The organism is Flavobacterium artemisiae, from assembly GCF_042678225.1.
Taxonomy (GTDB): Bacteria; Bacteroidota; Bacteroidia; order Flavobacteriales; family Flavobacteriaceae; genus Flavobacterium; species Flavobacterium artemisiae.
Genome location: NZ_JBHUDZ010000012.1, coordinates 89202 through 111880, shown reverse-complemented (window position 1 = coordinate 111880; position 22679 = coordinate 89202). Strand labels below are relative to the sequence as shown.

24 protein-coding genes are annotated in these 22679 nt (G+C 33.8%); 22 read left to right on the top strand and 2 right to left on the bottom strand.

The window, feature by feature from the left end:
• Window positions 1–216: 216 nt before the first annotated feature.
• Entirely contained in the window at window positions 217–1086 is an 870-nt protein-coding gene (locus ACFSC2_RS11190; RefSeq protein WP_379815351.1) for an AraC family transcriptional regulator, read from the bottom strand.
• Between the two features lie 172 nt (window positions 1087–1258).
• Here ACFSC2_RS11190 and ACFSC2_RS11185 point away from each other — a divergent pair, with 172 nt between their 5' ends.
• The 5 genes from ACFSC2_RS11185 (at window position 1259) to ACFSC2_RS11165 (ending at window position 6060) form a co-directional block, all read left to right on the top strand.
• A complete protein-coding gene (locus ACFSC2_RS11185; RefSeq protein ID WP_379815352.1) occupies window positions 1259–2914 on the top strand; it encodes a UxaA family hydrolase in 1656 nt (551 codons plus the stop codon).
• A gap of 40 nt (window positions 2915–2954) precedes the next feature.
• Window positions 2955–3719 (top strand): SDR family NAD(P)-dependent oxidoreductase, encoded by a 765-nt coding sequence (locus ACFSC2_RS11180; protein WP_379815353.1) that lies wholly within the window; start codon window positions 2955–2957, stop codon window positions 3717–3719.
• 245 nt (window positions 3720–3964) lie between these two features.
• Entirely contained in the window at window positions 3965–4819 is an 855-nt protein-coding gene (locus tag ACFSC2_RS11175) for a fumarylacetoacetate hydrolase family protein (protein WP_379815354.1), read from the top strand.
• Window positions 4820–4830: 11 nt separating this feature from the next.
• Window positions 4831–5166, top strand: coding sequence for an L-rhamnose mutarotase (locus ACFSC2_RS11170; protein ID WP_379815355.1), 336 nt, complete (start codon window positions 4831–4833; stop codon window positions 5164–5166).
• 288 nt (window positions 5167–5454) lie between these two features.
• A complete protein-coding gene (locus tag ACFSC2_RS11165; RefSeq protein WP_379815356.1) occupies window positions 5455–6060 on the top strand; it encodes a hypothetical protein in 606 nt (201 codons plus the stop codon).
• A 52-nt stretch (window positions 6061–6112) separates the two neighbouring features.
• Here ACFSC2_RS11165 and ACFSC2_RS11160 read toward each other — a convergent pair whose 3' ends face one another.
• The gene (locus ACFSC2_RS11160; RefSeq protein ID WP_379815357.1) at window positions 6113–7363 is read right to left on the bottom strand and encodes an NAD(P)/FAD-dependent oxidoreductase; all 1251 of its coding nucleotides are present in this window, start codon (window positions 7361–7363) and stop codon (window positions 6113–6115) included.
• 101 nt (window positions 7364–7464) lie between these two features.
• On the opposite strand from ACFSC2_RS11160, the gene flxA reads away from it, so the two are divergent.
• From flxA to ACFSC2_RS11075, 17 genes are all read left to right on the top strand, one after another.
• Window positions 7465–8985, top strand: a complete 1521-nt coding sequence (gene flxA, locus ACFSC2_RS11155; protein ID WP_379815358.1) for a flexirubin biosynthesis tyrosine ammonia-lyase FlxA — start codon at window positions 7465–7467, stop codon at window positions 8983–8985.
• A 39-nt stretch (window positions 8986–9024) separates the two neighbouring features.
• The gene (locus ACFSC2_RS11150; RefSeq protein ID WP_379815359.1) at window positions 9025–10239 is read left to right on the top strand and encodes a WG repeat-containing protein; all 1215 of its coding nucleotides are present in this window, start codon (window positions 9025–9027) and stop codon (window positions 10237–10239) included.
• Window positions 10240–10275: 36 nt separating this feature from the next.
• Window positions 10276–11007, top strand: a complete 732-nt coding sequence (gene flxB / locus ACFSC2_RS11145) for a flexirubin biosynthesis SDR family reductase FlxB (RefSeq protein ID WP_379815360.1) — start codon at window positions 10276–10278, stop codon at window positions 11005–11007.
• Window positions 11008–11195: 188 nt separating this feature from the next.
• A complete protein-coding gene (locus tag ACFSC2_RS11140) occupies window positions 11196–12431 on the top strand; it encodes a beta-ketoacyl-[acyl-carrier-protein] synthase family protein (protein WP_379815361.1) in 1236 nt (411 codons plus the stop codon).
• The gene (locus ACFSC2_RS11135) at window positions 12424–12678 is read left to right on the top strand and encodes an acyl carrier protein (RefSeq protein ID WP_379815362.1); all 255 of its coding nucleotides are present in this window, start codon (window positions 12424–12426) and stop codon (window positions 12676–12678) included. The genes ACFSC2_RS11140 and ACFSC2_RS11135 overlap by 8 nt, the downstream gene beginning before the upstream one ends.
• Complete coding sequence (locus ACFSC2_RS11130) at window positions 12678–13559, top strand: LpxL/LpxP family acyltransferase (RefSeq protein WP_379815363.1); 882 nt, start codon at window positions 12678–12680, stop codon at window positions 13557–13559. Before ACFSC2_RS11135 ends, ACFSC2_RS11130 begins: the two co-directional genes overlap by 1 nt.
• Before the next feature lie 152 nt (window positions 13560–13711).
• Window positions 13712–14614 carry an NADPH-dependent FMN reductase family protein gene (locus ACFSC2_RS11125; RefSeq protein WP_379815364.1) on the top strand — a complete coding sequence of 301 codons (903 nt, stop codon included), beginning with the start codon at window positions 13712–13714 and terminating at the stop codon, window positions 14612–14614.
• A 17-nt stretch (window positions 14615–14631) separates the two neighbouring features.
• Window positions 14632–15768, top strand: coding sequence for a dialkylresorcinol biosynthesis protein DarB (darB, locus tag ACFSC2_RS11120; protein WP_379815365.1), 1137 nt, complete (start codon window positions 14632–14634; stop codon window positions 15766–15768).
• Between the two features lies 1 nt (window position 15769).
• Entirely contained in the window at window positions 15770–16201 is a 432-nt protein-coding gene (locus ACFSC2_RS11115; RefSeq protein ID WP_379815366.1) for a hotdog family protein, read from the top strand.
• 10 nt (window positions 16202–16211) lie between these two features.
• The gene (locus ACFSC2_RS11110) at window positions 16212–16682 is read left to right on the top strand and encodes a hotdog family protein (RefSeq protein ID WP_379815451.1); all 471 of its coding nucleotides are present in this window, start codon (window positions 16212–16214) and stop codon (window positions 16680–16682) included.
• 135 nt (window positions 16683–16817) lie between these two features.
• Window positions 16818–17222, top strand: coding sequence for a flexirubin biosynthesis protein DarG (gene DarG / locus ACFSC2_RS11105; protein WP_379815367.1), 405 nt, complete (start codon window positions 16818–16820; stop codon window positions 17220–17222).
• On the top strand, window positions 17222–18220 hold the full coding sequence (darH, locus tag ACFSC2_RS11100) for a BtrH-related acyltransferase DarH (RefSeq protein ID WP_379815368.1): 999 nt from the start codon (window positions 17222–17224) through the stop codon (window positions 18218–18220). The genes DarG and darH overlap by 1 nt, the downstream gene beginning before the upstream one ends.
• Window positions 18221–18283: 63 nt before the next feature.
• A complete protein-coding gene (locus tag ACFSC2_RS11095; RefSeq protein WP_379815452.1) occupies window positions 18284–18982 on the top strand; it encodes an ABC transporter ATP-binding protein in 699 nt (232 codons plus the stop codon).
• Window positions 18972–20255: an ABC transporter permease gene (locus ACFSC2_RS11090; RefSeq protein WP_379815370.1), complete on the top strand. Its 1284-nt coding sequence runs from the start codon at window positions 18972–18974 to the stop codon at window positions 20253–20255. The genes ACFSC2_RS11095 and ACFSC2_RS11090 overlap by 11 nt, the downstream gene beginning before the upstream one ends.
• Window positions 20230–20679 carry an acyl-CoA thioesterase gene (locus ACFSC2_RS11085; RefSeq protein WP_379815371.1) on the top strand — a complete coding sequence of 150 codons (450 nt, stop codon included), beginning with the start codon at window positions 20230–20232 and terminating at the stop codon, window positions 20677–20679. Before ACFSC2_RS11090 ends, ACFSC2_RS11085 begins: the two co-directional genes overlap by 26 nt.
• Window positions 20680–20831: 152 nt before the next feature.
• Window positions 20832–21983: a beta-ketoacyl synthase N-terminal-like domain-containing protein gene (locus ACFSC2_RS11080; protein WP_379815372.1), complete on the top strand. Its 1152-nt coding sequence runs from the start codon at window positions 20832–20834 to the stop codon at window positions 21981–21983.
• A gap of 79 nt (window positions 21984–22062) precedes the next feature.
• The gene (locus tag ACFSC2_RS11075; RefSeq protein WP_379815373.1) at window positions 22063–22677 is read left to right on the top strand and encodes a 3-oxoacyl-ACP synthase; all 615 of its coding nucleotides are present in this window, start codon (window positions 22063–22065) and stop codon (window positions 22675–22677) included.
• Window positions 22678–22679 lie beyond the last annotated feature (2 nt).

Here is a 22679-nt window from a genome sequence, read left to right as displayed (position 1 = left end):
TTTTTGCCACGAATTACACAAATTTCTCGAATTTATAATTTATGGAAATTTGTGCAATTTGTGGTTTAATTTTTTAATATATCTAACGAAAGTTGGCTCTATTTGTCATTCTGAGGAACGAAGAATCACACGCGAGATTCGACAAAGATTGGAGAATAAACTTTGAGGAGTTTCTAGTGCGATTCTTCGTTCCTCAGAATGACAATATTATGAAAATCAACTTATCCCTGCACTATTCTTAAACTCCGAAGGCGTGATTCTTTTAAACTTTTTGAAGAGTTTATTAAAATTGGATGCCGTTTTATAACCGCATTCATACGCAATTTCAGACATGCTTTTATCGGTTTCTAATAACAATTTACAAGCATTTGAAATTCTAATTTCATGCAGATAATCCACAAAATTCTTTTTTGTTTTTACTCTAAACATTCTGCAAAAAGATGTTCTTGTCATATTTGCAACAGAGGCAATTTCTTCTAAGGAAATATTCTTTTTATAATTTTTATTCACATATTGAAAAACTTCCGAAAGACGATCCACTTTTGAATCTTTCTGCATCAAAGAATAAATCTCGTCATTAATATAAATCTTGTCTTGACTATCGGAAAGAATTGATAAAATCTCAAAAAGTCCAACAATAACTTCGAAGTCTTTTTTCGCGACTAATTTCTCTAGTTTTTTAGCAATCTGTTTATTCGTTTTTCCGATAATTGAAATCCCTTTTCCAGCCTGCACAAAAAGTTCGTTGATTTTTTGAGTTTCTTTTAATTCGTAAAAAGTGGGACCGAAAATATCTTTATGAAAATATACGACTATCGAATTGGCTTTTAAATCTTCAATTCCTTGATAATATTTTTCGTCATTCAGCCAAACGTGCGGAATATCAGAACCTAAAAAAACCATATCGCCGGGTTCAAAAGGCATTACCGAATTTCCGATGATTCGTTTTCCGTAACTCTCTTTCACATAAACCAATTCCAATTCCGGATGCGAATGAAAAGGCGCTTGAAAAAACGGTTCAATCCGATTCAGCACCGAAACTTTCGTGTTGAGATAAGATGCTATTTTCGTTTGCTCCAATTTCATATTGCAAAGATAATTAAAGATTATATACGGATAATATTAGACCACTAACGAATGTGTAAAAAAGCTAATTTTATTTTTCGTTAACTGCCCGGATTCTATACAAAATCACAAGATTAAAATGGTATAGAATGAAAGCATTGACATCAAAAAAAAAGAAAAAAACAACAACACAATGTCTGAGAATAACACAAAAAAACTGGTTGTAAAACTGCATCCAGATGATAATGTATTGGTTGCCTTAACCGATCTTCAAAAAGGAGAAACCATACATTTTGAAAACGAAACTTACGTTTTACAAGACCTCATCAAAGCCAAACATAAATTCTACATGCAAGATATGAAGCAGGGAGAAGAAGTGAATATGTATGGTGTTTTGGTTGGAAAAGTACAAAACGATTTGGCAAAAGGAAGTTTAATGACGACCGAAAACTTAAAACACGCTGCAGATCCTTACGCTTACAGAAATGCTTCTTACGAATGGAATGCTCCTAATGTTTCTAAATTTGAAAATCGAACTTTTAAAGGATACAAAAGAAAAGACGGACGCGTTGGAACAGCAAATTACTGGCTTTTTATCCCGACTGTTTTTTGTGAAAACCGAAATTTGGATGTGATTAAAGAAGCTTTACACAAACAATTGGGATATGCGGTAACAGACAAATACAATCAGTTTACACATGAATTGTTGGAAGGTTATTTGAACGGAAACGACATCAACGACATCAATATTGAATTGAATCCGACTCCAAAAAACAAACGTGTTTTTGAAAATGTGGACGGAATTAAATTCTTAAATCACCAAGGCGGTTGCGGTGGAACACGTCAGGATGCTTCTACTTTGAGCGCTTTATTGGCTTCTTACGCCAATCATCCAAACGTGGGCGGTATTACACTTTTGAGTTTAGGATGCCAGCATTTACAAGTTCAGGATTTTGTGAATGATGTAAAAAGACAAAACCCTGAGTTTGATAAACCATTGTTTATTTTTGAACAACAGCAAACGGAAAGCGAAGAAGTTTTGATTACAAATGCCATCAAAAAAACTTTTGAAGGTTTGATCGAAATCAATAAATACGAAAGAACTGATGCGCCTTTAAGCGATTTATGCATTGGTGTAAAATGTGGCGGAAGCGACGGTTTCAGCGGTGTTTCTGCAAATCCAGCTGTGGGTTATACTTCTGATTTAGTTGTAGCTTTAGGCGGAAAAATTCTTTTGGCCGAATTCCCTGAATTATGCGGTGCCGAGCAGAATTTAATTGACAGATGTGTTACTGAAGATAAAGCGAGAAAGTTTATCGATTTAATGGAATCTTACGATGAGCTGGCGCATAAAGTGGGTTCAGGTTTCCACATGAATCCTTCGCCAGGAAATATTAAAGATGGCTTAATTACCGATGCTATAAAAAGTGCGGGCGCAGCTAAAAAAGGCGGTACTTCTCCAGTAATTGACGTTTTAGACTATACCGAATTAGTAACTAAACCTGGTTTAAGTTTGGTTTGCACGCCAGGAAATGACGTGGAAGCTACAACAGGAAAAGCAGCTTCTGGCGCCACTTTAATTTTGTTTACGACAGGTTTAGGAACTCCAACTGGAAACCCGGTTTGTCCTGTAATTAAAGTCGCGACAAATTCTGTTTTGGCAACAAGAATGAAAGATATCATCGATATTGACTGCGGACCAATTATCAGTGGTGAAAAATCTATTGAAGAAATGGGCGAGGAAATTTTAGAATATTGCATCAAAGCCGCAAGCGGCGAAATTATTCCGAAAGCTGTTCAATTAAACCAAGATGATTTTATTCCTTGGAAACGCGGCGTATCTTTATAATCTCATTTCAATTAAAAATAAATTATTAAACACATATAATATGTTTTCATTACAAAATAAAAAAGCCATTATCACAGGTGGCGGAAGCGGAATCGGAAGAGCTATTTCGGTTTTATTTGCAAAACAAGGAGCTGAAGTTCACATTTTAGAATTAACTGAAGAAAGTGCAAAAGAAACCGTTGAAGAGATTAAAGCTGCCGGCGGAAGTGTTTTTGCTCATGCTTGCGATGTTTCAAACCACGAACAAGTAAAATCAACTTTCGAGAAAATCGGAAATATTAATATTCTGGTAAACAACGCGGGAATTGCTCACGTTGGAAAAGTAGACACAACGTCTGAATCTGATTTTGACCGTATTATGAATGTAAACGTAAAAGGTGTTTACAACTGTCTTCACGCTTCAATTCCAGCTTTAAGAAATTCTGGCGGCGGTGTAATTTTGAACTTGGCTTCGATTGCCTGCTGGGTTGGAATTCCTGATCGTTTTGCGTATTCTACCGCAAAAGGTGCGGTTATGGCAATGACTTTATCGGTAGCAAAAGATTATTTGAATGATAAAATCAGATGTAATTCTATTTCTCCAGCGAGAGTGCACACGCCTTTCGTAGACGGATTTATTGCTAAAAATTACCCTGGAAAAGAAGAAGAAATCTTTGAAAAATTATCGCAGTCACAGCCAATCGGCCGTATGGGAAAACCAGACGAAATCGCTACTTTAGCATTATTCCTTTGCAGTGACGAATCTTCTTTTATCACAGGTTCTGATTACCCAATTGATGGAGGTTTTATTAAATTAAATAACTAAAAATATTTTCGCCACGAATTACACGAATTTCCACAAATTATAATTCTTGAATTCGTGACGACAAAATAAAGCCACAGATTAAAGGATTAAAATGATTTAAAAAAATCTGCTTAAATCTGTAATCCCGATAGCTATCGGGAGCGTGAAACAAAAAAATTAAAAACCACAAATTTCACAAATTAAAATTCGAGTAAATTGGTGCAATTCGTGGCGGGAAAAAAATATTACTAACAAAATAAAAGATTATGAAACTTATTAGATTCGGAGAAGAAGGAAAAGAGAAACCAGGAATTCTTCTAAATGATAAAAGATACGACGTTTCGTCTATCGTAACAACAGATTATAACGAAGCGTTTTTTGAAAATGACGGATTAAAAAAATTAGAAGAAGCTTTAAAAAGCAATCCATCTTTACCAGAAGTAAGCGATTCAGTACGTTTAGGATCGCCTGTTGCAAGACCTTCAAAAATTATCTGCATCGGATTAAACTATGTAGATCACTGTGAAGAAACAGGTGCTGCAATTCCAGAAGAACCAATTATTTTCTTCAAATCTACAACATCTCTTTGCGGACCAAATGATAATTTGATCATTCCAAAAAACAGTGAAAAAACTGATTGGGAAGTAGAATTGGCGTTTGTGGTTGGTAAAAAAGCAAGTTATGTTTCTGAAGAAGATGCGCCAAACTACATTGCTGGATATTGTTTATTGAATGATTACAGCGAAAGAGCATTCCAAATCGAGCGTGGCGGTCAATGGGCAAAAGGAAAAGGTTCTGACACCTTTGCTCCTCTTGGACCAATCATGGCAACTCCAGACGAAGTGGGCGATGTAAACAATCTAAAAATGTGGTTGACTGTAAACGGAAAAACATTCCAAAACAGTAATACTTCAAACTTGATTTTCAAAATTCCATTTTTAGTACATTATTTAAGTCAGTTTATGACTTTGCTTCCTGGCGATGTTATCAGTACAGGAACGCCTCCGGGAGTTGGGTTAGGAATTAAACCAGATCCAATTTACATTAAAGCAGGCGACGTAATCGAATTAGGAATTGAAGGTTTAGGCACAAGTAAACAAACTGCTGTAGCTTATTCATAAAAAATAAAAACATGGCAGCACAAAAATTCTGTTTGGCCTTAGATTTAAAAGACGACCAAAATCTGATTGCAGAATATAAAGAACTGCACGAAAATGTCTGGCCTGAAATCAAAAAAAGTATTCAGGATTCGGGTATCGAAGTTTTGGATATTTACTGCACAGGAAATCGTTTGTTTATGATTATTGAAGGAGATGAAAATTTCTCTTTTGAGAAAAAAGATGCGGCCGATGCGGCTAACGAAAAAGTGCAGGAATGGGAAACTTTAATGTGGAAATTCCAACAAGCTTTACCTTGGGCAAAACCGGGTCAAAAATGGATTTTGATGGATAAAATATTCCATCTTTAATTTAGGAAAACATATAGTTTCTTAAATAAGAGACTGTAATTTTTAATTATATTTTTTTTGTAACAAAGCGAGGATATCAGAAATGATGTTCTCGCTTTTGTTTCTAATAATGTTTAATAGAAAATATTTTTTTACTGATATTTTTTCTGTAAAAACATGTATATCAATTCAATATCTAAATTTTATTTTTCTAATAATAAATCGTAACAAGAAAATAATGTTGTCAGAAATTAATTGTCAATTTATTTTAAATATATTTATCCCAAATTTTAAAACCATAACCAAAACATGAAAAAATTAGTACTTACATTATTGTTTGTTTCTGGTGCTGCTTTAGCACAAGATATGGAAGTTAAATCTGGAGATTTTGCTTTCTTAAAAGATCAAAAAGAAATCAATGTAGAATTTGACTACAGCAGTTTTACTATGATGAAAGAAAAAAAATCAGAAGCTCAATACGTTGAAGAAAGAACTGCTGATCTAAACGAAAAATCAAAAGGAAACGGAAACATCTGGAGTAAAAAATGGAGCGGTGCAAAAGAATCTATCTGGAATCCTAAATTTTTGGAATTAGTAAATGTTGTTTTAACTAAAGACAAAAAAGATGTTAGTTTTCAAGAAGGTCTTTCAACTCCTTATACTTTGATTGTACAAACAGTTTGGATTTATCCAGGTTGGGATGTTGCCATGATGAAACAAGCAGCAAAAGTTACTACCAATTTAAAATTTGTTGAAACAGCTAATAAATCACACGTATTATTAGAAATTTCAAGCGAAGAAGCTCCTGGAGACCAATACGGAAGCAACTTTAGCAACGAATCTAGAATTGGAGAAGGATATGCTAAAACAGGTAAATCTCTTGGAAAACTTCTTTTGAAAAAGGCTTATAAATAATTAAGATCTTTTCTTAAAATACAAAACCCTGGCTTTCGCCAGGGTTTTCTTTTTATTTATTTTCTTTTTCTTTTTCCATGTCAATAAGATAAGCCATGTTCTTGATCACATTGTCATGTTTTTTAACGAACGGATTTTCCTCATTCCAAACATAACCTGCCAAGACAGAACATATTTTCTCTTTTACATCTGGATTTTCTGGCTGGTGGAAAAATAAAGTCTGCAAGTTTCCTGTATACCATTCTTTCACGTAAGTGGTAAAAACTGCAATTCCACGTTTCATGTATCCAGTAAATTCTGTTTCCCAGTCTACTGTTGTTCCTTGTGATTCTTTCAAATACAATTTAGCAGCAAGCATTCCAGATTCGGTTGCAAAAGCAACTCCAGAAGAAAAAACAGGATCCAAGAACTCAGAGCTGTTTCCTGTTAGAGCAAAACCGTCTCCGTACATTCTTTTAACTGCTCTAGAATAGTTCTCTAATTTTACAGGCTCAAACAAGAATTCTGTCCCAGCGAATCTCTTAATATAGTAATCCGATTTCTGGATAGCATTTTTTAAAGCTTCTGCATTGTCTTTATTAGAAGAAAGCGAATTGATAAAATCTGTCGGGCCAACAACTCCTAAACTTGTATTTCCATTAGAGAACGGAATTACCCATAACCAAACTTCTGTTTCTAGAATATCAAACGAAATAAGTGTTCCTTCTTCGCCTTCTGGTCTGTTAATATCTTTAACATGCGTAAAAATAGAAGAGTGCGGGTCTAATTTAGAAGGAGTATCTAAATCTAAAAGTCTAGGCAGAACACGTCCGTATCCGCTAGAATCAATGATAAATTTAGCATGAATCTCTTTTAAATTACCGTCTTTGTCTTTTACAACGGTTTTAGAATTTTTACCTTCAAAAGAAACTTCCAGAACTTCAGATTCAAATTCTAAGTCGATTCCTTTTCTAATAACTTCTTGTGCCATTGTGTTGTCAAAATCAGCTCTTGGAACCTGCCAGGTCCAATCCCATCCTTCTCCAAATTTCTTACTGAAATCAAAAACACAGATTTCTTCGCCTCTAATAAAGCGTGCTCCAAGCTTCTTTTCGAAATTCATTGCATCGAGACTTTCAAAAAGTTCAGCCTCAGCGAAATGATCCATTACTCTTGGAATTAGACTTTCGCCTACTACAAGTCGAGGAAATTTTGTTTTCTCGACTACTTTTACCTTAACATTATTTTTGTAAAGATATGATGCTGAGACACATCCGGATGGTCCAGCACCAATAACTAAAACATCAACAAACTCCTTTGTCATATTAGAATTATTATCATTAATTAACCTACATTTGCCATCGTCAAATAAACTACATTTATTTTGATAAATAAAATTAAATTTGCACAATCAAAAACGATTTAATGAATACAATTAATGAATATTTAAGTTTAGCTGAGTTTGAAGCTATTATCTTTGGAAAAAACAAAGTTGCGGTAAGTGACGTGGTTCTAAATCGCGTTAATGAGAGTTTTAATTTCTTGAAAGAATTTTCAGGGAATAAGGTTATTTACGGTGTAAATACAGGTTTTGGGCCAATGGCTCAATACAGAATTAAAGAAGCAGACCAAATTCAGCTTCAGTACAACCTAATTAGAAGCCACTCTTCTGGAACAGGTAAACCGCTTAATGCAGAATGTGCAAAGGCAGCTATCTTAGCTCGTTTGAATACACTTTCTCTAGGAAACTCAGGAGTTCACCCTTCTGTAATTCATTTAATGGCAGAATTAATCAATAGAGATATTACGCCATTAATTTTTGAACATGGTGGTGTTGGTGCGAGCGGCGACTTAGTACAGCTATCACATTTAGCTTTGGTCTTAATTGGTGAAGGTGAAGTTTTTTATAAAGGAGACAGAAGACCAACTTCTGAAGTTTTCGAAATCGAAGGACTAAAACCTATTCAAGTAGAAATTAGAGAAGGTTTAGCATTAATCAACGGAACTTCTGTAATGACAGGAATTGGTGTTGTAAATGTTCATTATGCTACTAAATTATTAGACTGGTCAGTAAAAGCATCTTGTGCTATTAACGAATTGGTTCAAGCATACGATGATCACTTCTCTGAAGAATTAAACCAAACTAAACGTCATAAAGGACAGCAAGAAGTAGCTGCAAGAATGAGACAAAATCTTTCTGACAGTACTTTGGTTCGTAAAAGAGAAGATCACTTATATTCGGGAGAAAATACAGAAGAAATTTTCAAAGAAAAAGTACAAGAATATTATTCAATAAGATGTGTACCTCAAATTTTAGGTCCAGTTTTAGAAACCATAAATAATGTTGCATCTATTTTAGAAGACGAGTTTAACTCTGCAAACGACAATCCTATTATTGATGTAAAAAACCAACACGTTTATCACGGAGGAAATTTCCACGGAGATTATATTTCTTTAGAAATGGATAAATTGAAAATCGTTATCACAAAATTAACGATGCTTGCAGAACGTCAATTGAATTATTTATTGAATTCAAAAATCAACGAACTGCTTCCTCCATTTGTTAATTTAGGAACTTTAGGATTTAATTTTGGAATGCAGGGAGTTCAATTCGTAGCGACTTCAACAACTGCAGAAAGCCAAATGTTGTCTAACCCAATGTATGTTCACAGTATTCCGAACAACAATGACAATCAAGATATCGTTAGTATGGGAACTAACTCGGCTGTAATCACATCAAAAGTTATTGAAAACTCTTTTGAAGTTCTAGCAATCGAATTAATTACGATCGTTCAGGCAATCGATTACCTTGATCAGAAAAATAAAATTTCATCTGTTACCAAAAAATGGTATGACGATGTTCGAAACATTATTCCAACATTTAAGGAAGATCAAGTAATGTATCCGTTTGTTCAAAAAGTAAAAGATTATTTGATCAACAGTTAAGATCCTCTTTTTTTAGTATTAATATTGAATTTTAAAATCATGAAAAAAACACTTATTTTTTTATTGCTGGCAGGTATTCAATTTGTTAATAGTCAAGAATTAGCATTAGTCAAAAAGAATTCAAAAATCGGCTATATTGCCAAAGACGGTTCTTTTAAAATTGAACCTCAATACAAATCTGCGAAAAGTTTTTCTGAAGGTTTGGCTGCTGTTGAAAATGGCGGAAAATGGGGATTTATTGACACAAAAGGTGCTTGGGTAATTCCAGCAGAATTTTCTAATGCAAAAGATTTTAACAGCGGTATTGCCATCGTTCAAAAAGACAAAGAATGGGTGTATATTAATACAAAAGGAGAAGTCTTAAAAGCTCCGGCTACAGAAAAATTATTTGATTTTAATGAAGGCGTTGCTTTTATAAAACAAGGAGACAAAATCGGATTGATCAACTCTAAAATGGATGTTGTTTTAGAGCCAAAATACAATATGATCAAACCTTTTGAAAATGGTTTTGCTAGAGTTGAACTGAATAAAAATTGGGGAATTATTAATACTGCAGGAAAAGAATTAATAGAACCTGCGTATGCTGAAATTGGAAATTATTTCAAAAACACTACTTGGGCCAGAAAAGACAAAACTTTTGGTCTGGTAAGCGGCGGGAAATTTATTCCTGTTGATGGTGCCGAAAAAATATACGATTTTGAAAACCAAGATCTGACTTATGCTAAAAAGAATGGAAAAATAGGCTATATTGACCTAAAAGGAAACTGGGTGATTCTTCCTCTATTTGATAAAGGAAAAGCCTTTTCTAAAAATTTAGCTCCAGTCTTGGTAGGCAAAAAGTGGGGATACATCAATCTAAAAGGTGACTTTGTGATTGAGCCTACTTATAGTGACGCAGAAGTTTTCAGTTCAAATGGCTTAGCTCCTGTAAAAGAAAACAATTGGGGTTTTATTAATGAGTCTGGAAAAATAATAATTCCGACACAATACGGTATTACTTCTAATGGGTTTATTCTTTCGTTGTTTACACAGCAGGACAAAGGATTTGTCAACGGTCTTGCTCGAGTAAAAAACGAAGGAAAATGGGGATTTCTTAAACCAGATGGAACTGTTTTAAGTAACCAATGGTTCGAAAATGCTGAACTTTTTTCTAATTCTAAAACATCAGAAAAAAATCAAGCATCAGAAACTCCTGCAGAAAAACCAAAACAGGAAGCAAAACAAACAAAACCAGCAAGTAAAAAGAAGAAATAACATTATTTCAAACAAAAAATAAAATTTACCTATATAATGAAATGTGTATTAGTAACAGGTGGTTCTAGAGGAATTGGAAGTGCTATTTGTAAAAAATTAGCAGTAGAAGCCAATTATCATATTCTAATTAATTATCATTCGAATAAAACAGCCGCTGAAGAAACATTACAAGAAATACAAAAATTAGGAGCAACTGGAGAAATTCTAGGTTTTGATGTTGCTGATTTTGAAAGCGTACAAGATGTTTTAACTAAATGGCAGGAAGCAAATCCTGAGGCTATAGTTGAAGCAATTGTAAACAATGCTGGAATAACAAAAGATGGTCTTTTTATGTGGATGACGCCGCAGGACTGGAACAGTGTTATGAATACCAGCACAAACGGTTTCTTTAATGTTACACAGTTCTTTATTCAAAAAATGCTGCGTAACAAGTACGGACGCATTGTAAATATCGTTTCAGTATCTGGTGTAAAAGGAACAGCAGGCCAAACCAATTACTCTGCAGCTAAAGGTGCAATTGTAGCCGCTACAAAAGCATTGGCACAAGAAGTGGCAAAAAGAAACATTACTGTAAATGCAGTAGCCCCAGGTTTTATCAAAACAGATATGACCAGCGACTTAGACGAAAAAGAACTTTTAAGAATGATTCCGGTAAATCGTTTTGGTGAAGCAGAAGAAGTTGCAGATTTGGTAAGCTTTTTGATTTCTAAAAAAGCAAGCTATATAACAGGAGAGATTATTAACATCAACGGAGGAATATATTCTTAATTTACTAGGCGCGCATAGAAAACTGTTTTTTATGCGTAAAAGATCAAAAAAAAGAAATACATTGCTCCCGCATAGATCCTGTTATAATAGAGTTCAAGTTTAGCTAAACAACATTTTTGAATAAATAGAACAAGATCTATGTATAATAAAAAAATTACACATAGGATAAAAAATTACTTAGAAAGAAGATGAATAGAAGAGTTGTAATTACTGGAATGGGGATTTATTCTTGTATCGGAACTACTTTAGACGAAGTAAAGGAGTCTCTATATAATGGAAAATCTGGTATTCAGTTTGATTCTGAAAGAAAAGATTTTGGTTTTCAATCTGCTTTAACCGGAATAGTTCCTAAGGCAGATTTAAAAAATCTCTTAACACGCAGACAGCGTATGAGCATTGGTGAAGAAACCGAATATGCTTATATGGCTACTATCGAAGCATTAAAAAACGCCAACATTGATGATGCCTTTTTTGATGAACATGAAGTTGGAATTATGTACGGAAACGACAGTGTTTCGAAAGCCGTTATTGAAGCTACAGATATTGTTCGCGATAAAAAAGATACTGCTCTTATAGGTTCTGGTGCAATTTTTAAATCGATGAATTCGACGGTGACCATGAATCTTTCGACGATTTTTAAACTTCGAGGGATCAATCTAACGGTTAGTGCTGCTTGTGCCAGCGGATCACACTCTATCGGATTGGCTTATTTTTTAATTAAAAGCGGTTTTCAAGATATTGTTATCTGTGGAGGAGCTCAAGAAATTAACAAATATGCCATGAGCAGTTTTGATGGTTTAGGAGTTTTCTCTAACCGAGAAAGTGATCCTGAAAAAGCCTCAAGACCATTTGATGCCGGCCGTGACGGACTAATTCCGAGTGGCGGAGGTGCAACTTTAATTCTAGAAAGTTACGAATCTGCTATTGCCCGTGGTGCTACTATTATTGCAGAAGTTGCCGGTTACGGATTTTCTTCAAACGGCGGACATATTTCTACTCCAAATGTTGAAGGTCCAGCTACAGCTATGAAGCGTGCATTAGAAGATGCGCAATTAAAAGCGACCGATATTGAGTATATAAATGCGCACGCAACATCTACTCCTGTTGGAGATGCTAACGAAGCAAAAGCGATTTATGAAGTTTTTGGTGAGAAAAATCCTTACGTTAGTTCTACTAAGTCAATGACAGGTCATGAATGCTGGATGGCTGGAGCAAGTGAGATAATCTACTCTATATTAATGATGAAGCACGATTTTATTGCACCAAATATTAATTTGGAAAATCCAGATGAAGATGCTTTAAAATTAAATTTAGTTAAAACTACGTTAAATAAAAAATTTGATATATTTTTGTCCAATTCTTTCGGATTCGGAGGAACCAACTCTGCGTTGGTGGTTAAAAAGTTTAAATTAGACAATGAATAAAGAAGAGATTATAGCAAAAATTAATGGTTTTTTAGTAGACGAATTTGAAGTAGATAATGACGATATTGAACCAGATGCTAATTTAAAAGACACACTTGGATTAGACAGTTTAGATTATGTTGATTTGGTAGTTTCAATTGAATCTAATTTTGGTGTTAAACTAGTTGAAGCTGATTTTGTCGGGATTGCAACTTTCCAAGATTTCTATGACCTTATCGAAACCAAACTAAAAGCTAAAGCTGTTTAATGAGTCAATGGGACGGCAAGTCAAAAGGAACAGTTTTAGGTTATAAGATATTCGTTTTTTTAATTCAAAAAGCGGGTGTCAAAGCAGCGTACGTTTTATTGTATTTTGTAGCCTCTTATTACTTTTTGTTTTTAAGAAAAAGCAACAAAGCCATTTCTTATTATTTTAAAGAAAGGCTGCAATATTCCTATTTCAAATCCAAGGCGATGGTCTTCAAAAGTTATTACACTTTTGGACAAACCTTAATTGATAAAATTTCGATTTCTGCGGGAATGCGAAATAAATTCACTTATGAGTTTGACGGAATTGAGGTATTGAAAAAACTGCTTGCCGAAAAAAAAGGTGGTGTTTTGATTAGCGCACATGTTGGAAATTTCGAAATTGCAGAACATTTTTTTGGAGAAATAGACCTTGATTTTCAAATCAATCTGGTTACAACAGATCTGGAACATTCTGCAATTAAAAATTATCTTGAAACAGTAACTCAAAAACCAACTGTAAAGTTCATTATCATCAAAGAGGATTTATCTCATATTTTTGAAATTAATGCCGCTTTGGCTAATAATGAATTGGTTTGTTTCACTGGAGACCGCTATTTTGAAGGAACTAAATCTTTGTCTGAAAAACTTCTTAACAAAGAAGCTGATTTTCCGGCTGGACCTTTCTTAATTGCTTCAAGATTAAAAGTGCCGGTAGTTTTTGTGTATGTTATGAAAGAGCCAAATTTACATTATCATTTGTACGCAAGAGAAGCAGAAGTAAAACATAGAGATGAAAAAGCTCTTTTGAGAGAATATGTTAAAAGCGTTGAAAGTATACTCGAAAAATATCCATTACAGTGGTTTAATTATTTTGATTTCTGGAATCAGTTAAAGAAATAATAGTTTATTTTTTAAGAAAATCTTACAGGTTCAAAGTTTTTTTTCCTATAAAATAATAAAAAAAACGAGAAATCGAAGCTATTCTCAACAATAAGAAAATTCGTTTAAATAAATTTACATACTTTTGCCTACCACCAAGCAAAACAACCCAAATGAAAAATGTTCTCGTAATTTATTATTCCCAATCTGGACAATTGGAATCGATTGCACGAAATATTGCAAAGCCTTTTCTGAACTCAGATGAGATAAATTTAACGTTTTACGAAATCCTACTAGAAAAACCGTTTCCTTTTCCTTGGAACAAAGCTTCTTTTTTTGATGCTTTTCCAGAATCTTTTTTACAGATTCCAACAGAATTGAAACCAGTTCCTGATGCGATTTTAAACACAAAATTCGATTTAATTTTATTTCATTATCAAGTTTGGTATTTATCGCCTTCAATTCCGATTAATTCATTTTTGAAAAGCGATGACGCCAAAAAAATCCTGAATAATACTCCTGTAATCACAATAAGTGGTTCTAGAAATATGTGGATCATGGCTCAGGAAAAAATCAAAGTTTTGCTAAAAGAAGCCAATGCAAATTTGGTCGGAAATGTAGCTTTGGTAGACCGAGTAGGAAATTTGATAAGTGTAATTACAATTGTTGAATGGATGTTTTCGGGAGTTAAAAAGAAATACCTGGGCATCTTTCCGCTTCCGGGAGTTTCAGAAAAAGATATTAAGGAATCAGATCAGTTTGGAGAAATCATGCTCGACGCGATTCAAGGGGATAAATTGTCCGATTTACAGCCAAAATTAGTCAATGCGGGTGCCGTAAAAATTAGTTCATATTTAGTAACTGTTGACAAAACAGCCAATAAAATTTTCAATAAGTGGTCAAATATCATTTATAAAAATCAAAAAAAGCGAAAAACGCTATTAAAAGTATTTAATGTTTATTTATTCCTTGCGATATGGTTAATTTCACCAATAGTGTATATATTGCACCTCGTTACCTATCCGCTTAAGTTAAAAACCATAAAAAAAGAAACTCTGTATTACCAAGGAGTTTAGAAGACGAAATTTAGATTATGTTTGAAGTATACATTACAAAAGCCGCAAAGTATTTGCCAAATGAAGCCATCTCTAACGACGAAATGGAAAATTATTTAGGTCTTATCAACGATACTGCCTCAAAAGCAAGACGTATTATTTTGCGAAATAATAAAATTGTAAGCCGTTATTACGCAGTCGACAAAGCTGGAAAAAGCACTCATAACAATGCTGAGTTAACACGAAATGCAATTGTACAGCTTTTTGATGACAATTTTACGCCTCAAGATGTAGAAGTACTTTCTTGCGGAACCTCGACGCCTGATATTTTCCTGCCATCTCACGCTGCAATGGTACATGGATTATTACAGAATAAATCGGTTGAACTAAATTCGTCTACAGGTGTTTGTTGTGCGGGAATGAATTCTTTAAAATTCGGATTCCTTTCTGTAAGATCAGGAAATTCAAATAATGCAATCTGCACAGGATCAGAAAAAGTTTCGACTTGGCTTATTGCTCAAAAATATAAAAACGAAGTTGATAATTTAAAAAGCCTTGAAGAGCAGCCTATAATAGCTTTCAAAAAAGACTTTTTACGTTGGATGTTATCGGATGGTGCTGGTGCACTTTTGTTAGAAAACAAACCAAAAGAGGGAGAAATTTCTCTTAAAATAGAATGGATGGAAGCTTATTCGTATGCTTTTGAGTTAGAAACTTGTATGTATGCGGGAGGTGACAAATTAGAAGACGGAAGCATCAAACCTTGGAGCGAATACGAGCCAGAACAATTATTGAATGAATCTGTTTTTGCCATCAAACAAGATGTAAAATTATTAGATGAATTTATTCTTATCAAAGGTGCCGACAGTATGAAAGAGGCAATGGATAAGAATAAAATTGTCTCTGATGATATTGATTATTTTATTCCTCATGTTTCTTCTAACTTTTTTGTTGAAGGCTTGAAAAAAGGTTTACACGAAAAAGGAATCGGAATGAGTGATGAAAAATGGTTTATGAATCTTTCTAGAGTAGGAAATGTTGGTTCTGCTTCTATTTACTTAGCTCTTGAAGAATTGATGAACTCTGGAAATCTTAAAAAAGGACAGCATATTTTATTATCTGTTCCAGAAAGCGGAAGATTTTCTTTTGCTTATGCTTATTTAACAGTCTGCTAAAATGGAAACACTTGCACTTTTAGAAAAAGAAATTGTAGAAAATCTGATACCACAAAAGTTTCCTTTTGTAATGGTAGACAGCATGCATTCTTACACAGAAACATCATTGGTATCTGGATTAACAATTCAGAGCGAAAATATTTTTGTTGAAAACAATACATTTCTAGAAGCAGGTCTAGTAGAACATATGGCACAATCTGTGGCGCTGCATACCGGTTATCAATTCTATTTAAGAAATGAGGATGCACCAACAGGATACATTGGTTCTATTAAAGAAATTCAGATCAAAAGGCTGCCTTTATTATCGGACCATATTCAATCTGAAATAACTATTTTACAAGAGTTTGGCGGTATTACATTAGTAGATATTGTCACGACACTAAATAATCAAGAAATTGCTCGAGGACAAATGAAAACGGTCTTGGCAAAATAAAAAACAAATGATGGATAATACTGCAATTGACATACAAAATTATTTGCCGCACCGCGCACCGCTGTTAATGGTAGATTTAATTTTGAACATAGATGCTAATTCTGTTGAAACCACTTTTCTTATCAAAAAAGACAATGTTTTTGTTGATAACGATGTTTTTATTGAAGCTGGATTAATTGAAAATACAGCACAGACTTGTTCCTCTATTGTCGGCAAAAAATATTTCGTTGATGAGAACGGAATGGAAACTGATAATGCAAATGTAATTGGATTTATCAGTGCTTTAAAAAGTGTAAAAATACATGGCTTACCAAAAGTCGGTGATACTATTGTAACCAAAGCCGACTTAGTTTCAAAATTTGCAGCAGACGATTACACTTTGTGTACTATGAGCTGTACAAGTATGTTAGGAGAGCAGCTTCTGTTAGAATGTGAAATCAATTTATTTATTCAAAAAACAATTTCTCCAGTAGAATATTAATTTTGCTTTTTGAATAAATCGAAATTATTTTTTCTTTGTTTTAATGTAAATCTATGAAAACTATAATTTCCTGCATTGTGTTTTATATGCAGTCTTATTTATAATTTTATTATTGCTCTATAAAAATAAACCGTCATGGAAAAAGAAAATGTACCACAGGATAAAAGCAATCTAACAAAAAACAATGTTAAAGAGCTTTTGTATGCAACAGATGAAAATGGCGAGTACACCACTACTTTAAGTACGGGATGGGAACCTAAAGCAATTGCCCTTTCAAACTCTATCGAGGAAATAAACGAACGAATTGCTGATGCCAAAACTCAGGTTGAAAATGGCGAAGCAAGTCCGATTCTTTATTTTATGGAACTTAATAAAATGGATTTAACGATTTTATCAAGTTACGTAGGTTTATGGAAATGGCGTGTAAAAAGACATTTTAAACCTAGTGTCTTTGCGAAATTAAATGATAATACTTTAAAAAAATACGCTGCTACTTTTGAGATTTCTATTGAAGAACTAAAAAACAGCATTACAAAATAATGGAGTTACCTTTTACACATCACCAATCTGCACACTGCGAAAATGGAGTAGCTTCTAATCTGCTTAAAAGCAACGGACTCAATATTAGCGAACCAATGGTTTTTGGTATTGGTTCGGGTTTATTTTTCGTATATCTTCCTTTTTTAAAAGTCAATCATGCACCGGCAATTAGTTACAGAACTTTGCCAGGACAGATTTTTAATAAAGTAGCTTCAAGATTAAATTTAAAAATAAAAAGACAAAAGTTTTCTTCTGTAAGCGCTGCAAATAAAGCGTTAGACGAAAATTTAAAAAATAACATTCTCACAGGATTACAAGTTGGTGTATATCATTTAAGTTATTTTCCTGATGAATACCGTTTTCATTTTAACGCACACAATTTAATCGTTTACGGAAAAACCGAAACCGATTATTTGGTAAGTGATCCTGTAATGGAAACTGTAACTACTTTGACACATGATGAAATGGACAAAGTGCGTTTTGCCAAAGGTGCTTTTGCTCCAAGAGGTCAAATGTATTACCCAATTCAGATTCCTGAAAATGTCGATTTAAAAAGCGCAATCATTAAAGGAATAAAAAACACTTGCCGTGATATGCTGGCGCCATTTCCTCTTGTTGGTGTTGGCGGTATTAAATATGTTTCTAAACGAATTAGAAAATGGCCGTCAAAATACGGAACAAAAAAAGCCAATCATTATCTGGCACAAATGGTTCGTATGCAGGAAGAAATTGGAACTGGAGGTGGTGGTTTCCGTTTCATTTATGCTGCGTTTTTACAAGAAGCTTCTGTTATTTTAGGTAACGAAGAATTGAAAACACTTTCTAAAGAAATGACGCAGATCGGCGATTCATGGCGTGATTTTGCCGTTGAAGCTTCTCGTATTTATAAAAACAGAAGCGTCAAAGCAGACGCCTATAATACTATTGCCGATGAACTTTTGGATATCGCGAATAGAGAAGAAATCTTTTTCAAAAAACTAAAAAAAGCAATCAGCTAAAAAAATATTTTGCAGTCTATCATAAAAATAGAATCCCTTTCTAAACAATACAAAAATGCAGAAATGTATTCTTTGAATAATGTTTCGCTAGAAATAAATCAAGGAGAGATTTTTGGATTATTAGGACCAAACGGTGCTGGAAAAACTACTTTGATTTCGATGCTCTGTGGTTTGATAAAACCGACTTCAGGACATTTTACAATTGATGATCTGAATTACAGACAGAATTCTAGAAAAATCAAAAAAATCATCGGCGTTGTTCCACAGGAATATGCTTTATACCCAACCTTAACTGCCCGCGAAAATCTTCTTTATTTTGGGAGTATGTATGGCCTGAAAGGATCGTATTTAAAAGATAAAGTAACCGAAACGATGGATCTTTTAGGTTTATTAAAATTTGCAGACAAACCAATTGAGACATTCTCAGGTGGAATGAAACGAAGAATAAACTTAATTGCTGGAATACTGCACAATCCAAAAGTTTTGTTTTTGGACGAACCAACTGTTGGTGTCGATGTGCAGTCTAGAAATGCCATCATTGATTATTTAAAAGTGTTAAACCAAAACGGAACTACTATTATTTATACTTCTCATCACTTGGGTGAAGCTGAAGATTTCTGTACTAAAATTGCCATTTTAGACCGAGGCCGTATTTTTGCGCAGGGAACTCCAAAAAGTTTGATTGCCACAACTGCTGATGCAAGAAATCTCGAAGATGTTTTTATTTCATTAACCGGTAAAGACTTTAGAGATGGTATATAAAATTTGGATGTCGGTAGTAAAAGAAATCCTTTTACTCAAAAGAGATTTAGGCGGCTTGATTATTTTATTTGTCATGCCTTTGGTTTTGGTAATTACAGTTACTTTAATCCAAGACAGTACTTTTAAAACCGTAAGCGATTCTAAAATCCAGATTCTTTTGGTTGACAAAGACAAAGGATCTGTTTCTAAAACGGTTTTTGATAATTTAGAAAAAAGCAATTTGTTTAGCGTTGTTACCCAAATTGATAATAAAGATATTACCGAAGAAACTGCTAAAGAAGCGGTTTATAAAGGAAAATTTCAATTGGCTATTATAATTCCTCAAAACCTAAGTTCAGATTTACAGGAAAAAATAGATCAGAATGTGGCTAAAATTGTCAGCAGTATGGGCTTGACTGACAGCACTGCAGTAAAAGAACCGCAAAGAATTATCAAAGAAAAAGAGGTTAAATTGTATTTTGATCCAGCGGTTCAGATGAGTTTTAAAAACGCTGTGATGAGTTCGATCGACAAAATGATTTCGCAGATTGAAAGCAAATCGATTTATACTACTTTTCAAAATCAATTAGGAGAAGGAACTACACAATTTGAGCAAAAAAGTTTTATTACTTTCAAAGAAATGATTCCTAAAATCAATAATAAAGAAGTACGTCCGAATTCGGTACAGCATAATGTTCCAGCTTGGACACTTTTTGCGATCTTTTTTATTGTGATTCCGTTATCAATCAATATCGTAAAAGAAAAATCACAAGGAACATTTGTGCGTTTATTGACCAATCCTGTTTCCAATTTAGTTGTTATTATCGGAAAAACGATTACGTATCTAATCATCTGTATGATTCAGTTTTACATGATGGTTGCTGTGGCGATATTCTTGTTTCCGAGTATCGGACTTCCGCCTCTAAATATTGAAGGACATTGGTTTTTAACAAGCATCGTGGCTTTATTTTCTGGATTTGCTGCAGTTGGTTTCGGAATTTTACTAGGAACTGTTGCCAGCACTCAAGAACAATCTGCTCCTTTTGGTGCAACTAGTGTTATTATTTTGGCGGCAATTGGCGGGGTTTGGGTTCCAGTATTTGCCATGCCAACTATCATGCAGTACATTGCCAAATCGTCTCCGATGAATTGGGGCCTTGAAGCTTTTTACGATGTATTATTAAGAAGCGTTTCTTTTACCGAAATTATTCCAAAACTAAGTTTGTTATTTTTATTTTTTATAATCACCACTTCCATTGCCTTATTCTATGATAAAAAGAAAAGAACAGTATAACGAAGCCTCTGCCCTAACTGTTTCGCATGAAATTCGAATTCGTTTTAACGAAACTGATCCGTTAGGAATTGTTTGGCACGGCAATTATATTACTTATTTTGAAGACGGAAGAGAAGCTTTTGGACGTGAACATGGATTAACTTATTTGGATATTGCCAAAACAGGTTACACAACTCCAATTGTAAAATCAACATGCGAGCATAAATTGTCTCTTCGTTACGGCGATGTTGTAACTATAGAAACAACGGTAATTGACACACCGGCGGCAAAAATGATTTATCGTTTTAAAATTATTGATGATAAAGGCGAAGTAGCCTGCACAGGCGAAACAACTCAGGTTTTTTTAGATAAAGACGGAAATTTAATGCTGACAAATCCTCCATTTTATGAAGAATGGAAACGAAAAGTTGGATTACTGAAGTAGAACACGGATTTCACTAATTAGCACTAATTAAAATAAAAATCTTTTTTAATCTGCTCAGATCTTTATAAATCTGCGTGAAACTTTTTAAGATAAATCTTAAAACAAAATACCTACAAGGTTTTGAAAACCTTGCAGGAAAAACGACAAATAAAATGTTAAAAGAAATATACATTACAGAAACGAATTGTATCACGCCTTTAGGTTTTGATGTTGAATCCAACATTCAAGCTATTCTTCGCGGCGATTCGGGAATTCAGCTTCATAATGATATTTCTTTGATGCCAAATTCATTTTATGCTTCGATCATTAATGAAGAAAATATAAATGACTCTTTCGCGAAAATCAGCGCGGAAAGCAAATATTCACGATTAGAAAAATTGATGATTTTGGCTTTAGAACCAATCATCAAAAATTCTAAAGTAGAATTAAATTCTAAAACAGCTTTTTTACTTTCTACCACCAAAGGAAATGTTACTTCTTTAAAAGACAATTCTGAAGAAAGTTTTAATAACGCTCATTTAGACGTTTTAGCAAAAAACGTTTCTGATTTCTTCGGATTCCAAACACAGCCAATCGTAGTTTCGAATGCCTGCGTTTCTGGAATTTTAGCCGTTTCTATTGCCAAAAGAATGATTCAGTCTGAGTTATACGATAATGTTTTTGTCGTAGCGGGCGATGAAGTTTCAGAATTTGTTTTATCTGGCTTTAATGCTTTTCAGGCAATGAGTGATCTTCCTTGTAAACCGTATTCAAAAAATAGAACAGGTGTAAGTTTAGGAGAAGCTGTAGCAGCTGTTTTAGTTTGTGCGAATCCGGCAACTGCTAAAATAAAAGTAGTCGGCGACAGTTCGATAAACGATGCTAATCATATTTCTGGACCGTCAAGAACGGGTGAAGGATTGTTTTTAAGTATTCAAAATGCTTTAAAAGAAGCTAAAATCGACGCTCAAAAATTAGACTATATTTCTGCTCACGGAACCGCAACACCTTTTAACGACGAAATGGAGGCAATTGCTTTTGGAAGATTAAATCTTCAAACCGTTCCTGTAAATAGTTTAAAAGGTTTTTACGGCCACACGCTTGGCGCATCTGGATTATTAGAAACAGTTATCGCAATAGAATCTGCTAACAGTAATACGCTTTTTGAATCTAAAAGTTTTGATGAAATTGGTGTAAGTGAACCTATTAATGTTATTGAGAAAAACGAAAGTGCCAATATTAATTTCTTTTTGAAAACGGCGTCTGGATTTGGAGGCTGTAATACGGCTGTGGTTTTTGAAAAAATTAAACACAAATTGCACTAATTTTCACGAATTAATTAGTGTAATTTATTGTTGATAATGAATCTGTGTTAATTTGTGAAATTCGTGTTCAATTTAAAAAATGACTCAAAAAACATACATACAATCTTATATCCAAATTGAAAACAACGAAATTGTTCTCAATGGAGAATCTGTATTTAAAATAGAACCAACTGATTTTGCCGATTTTTCTAAGCAGGCATATCGTCATTTTGAAATGCAGTATCCTAAATTCTTCAAGATGGATGCTTTGAGCAAGCTGGCTTTTCTTGGTGCAGAACTTCTTTTGAGTCCGATAACTTCAGATGAAAAAGAAAATAATATTGCTTTAGTTCTGGCCAATAAATCGGCAAGTTTGGATACAGACGTGAAACATCAGGAATCAATTTCGGACAAAGAAAACTACTTTCCGAGTCCCGCAGTTTTTGTTTATACACTCCCAAATATCTGTTTAGGCGAAATAAGTATTCGTCATCAGCTGAAAAGTGAAAATTCTTTCTTTATATTTGACACCTTTAATACAGAATTTATGTCGAACTATTCTAACATTCTTCTAAATTCAAATAAAGCAGAAATTGTCCTGTGTGGCTGGGTAGAACTTTTTAATAACAATTATAAAGCTTTTCTTTGCACCATCGGAACAAATGAAAATTTAAAATTTACAAACGAAAATATCAATACATTATACAATAAATAATC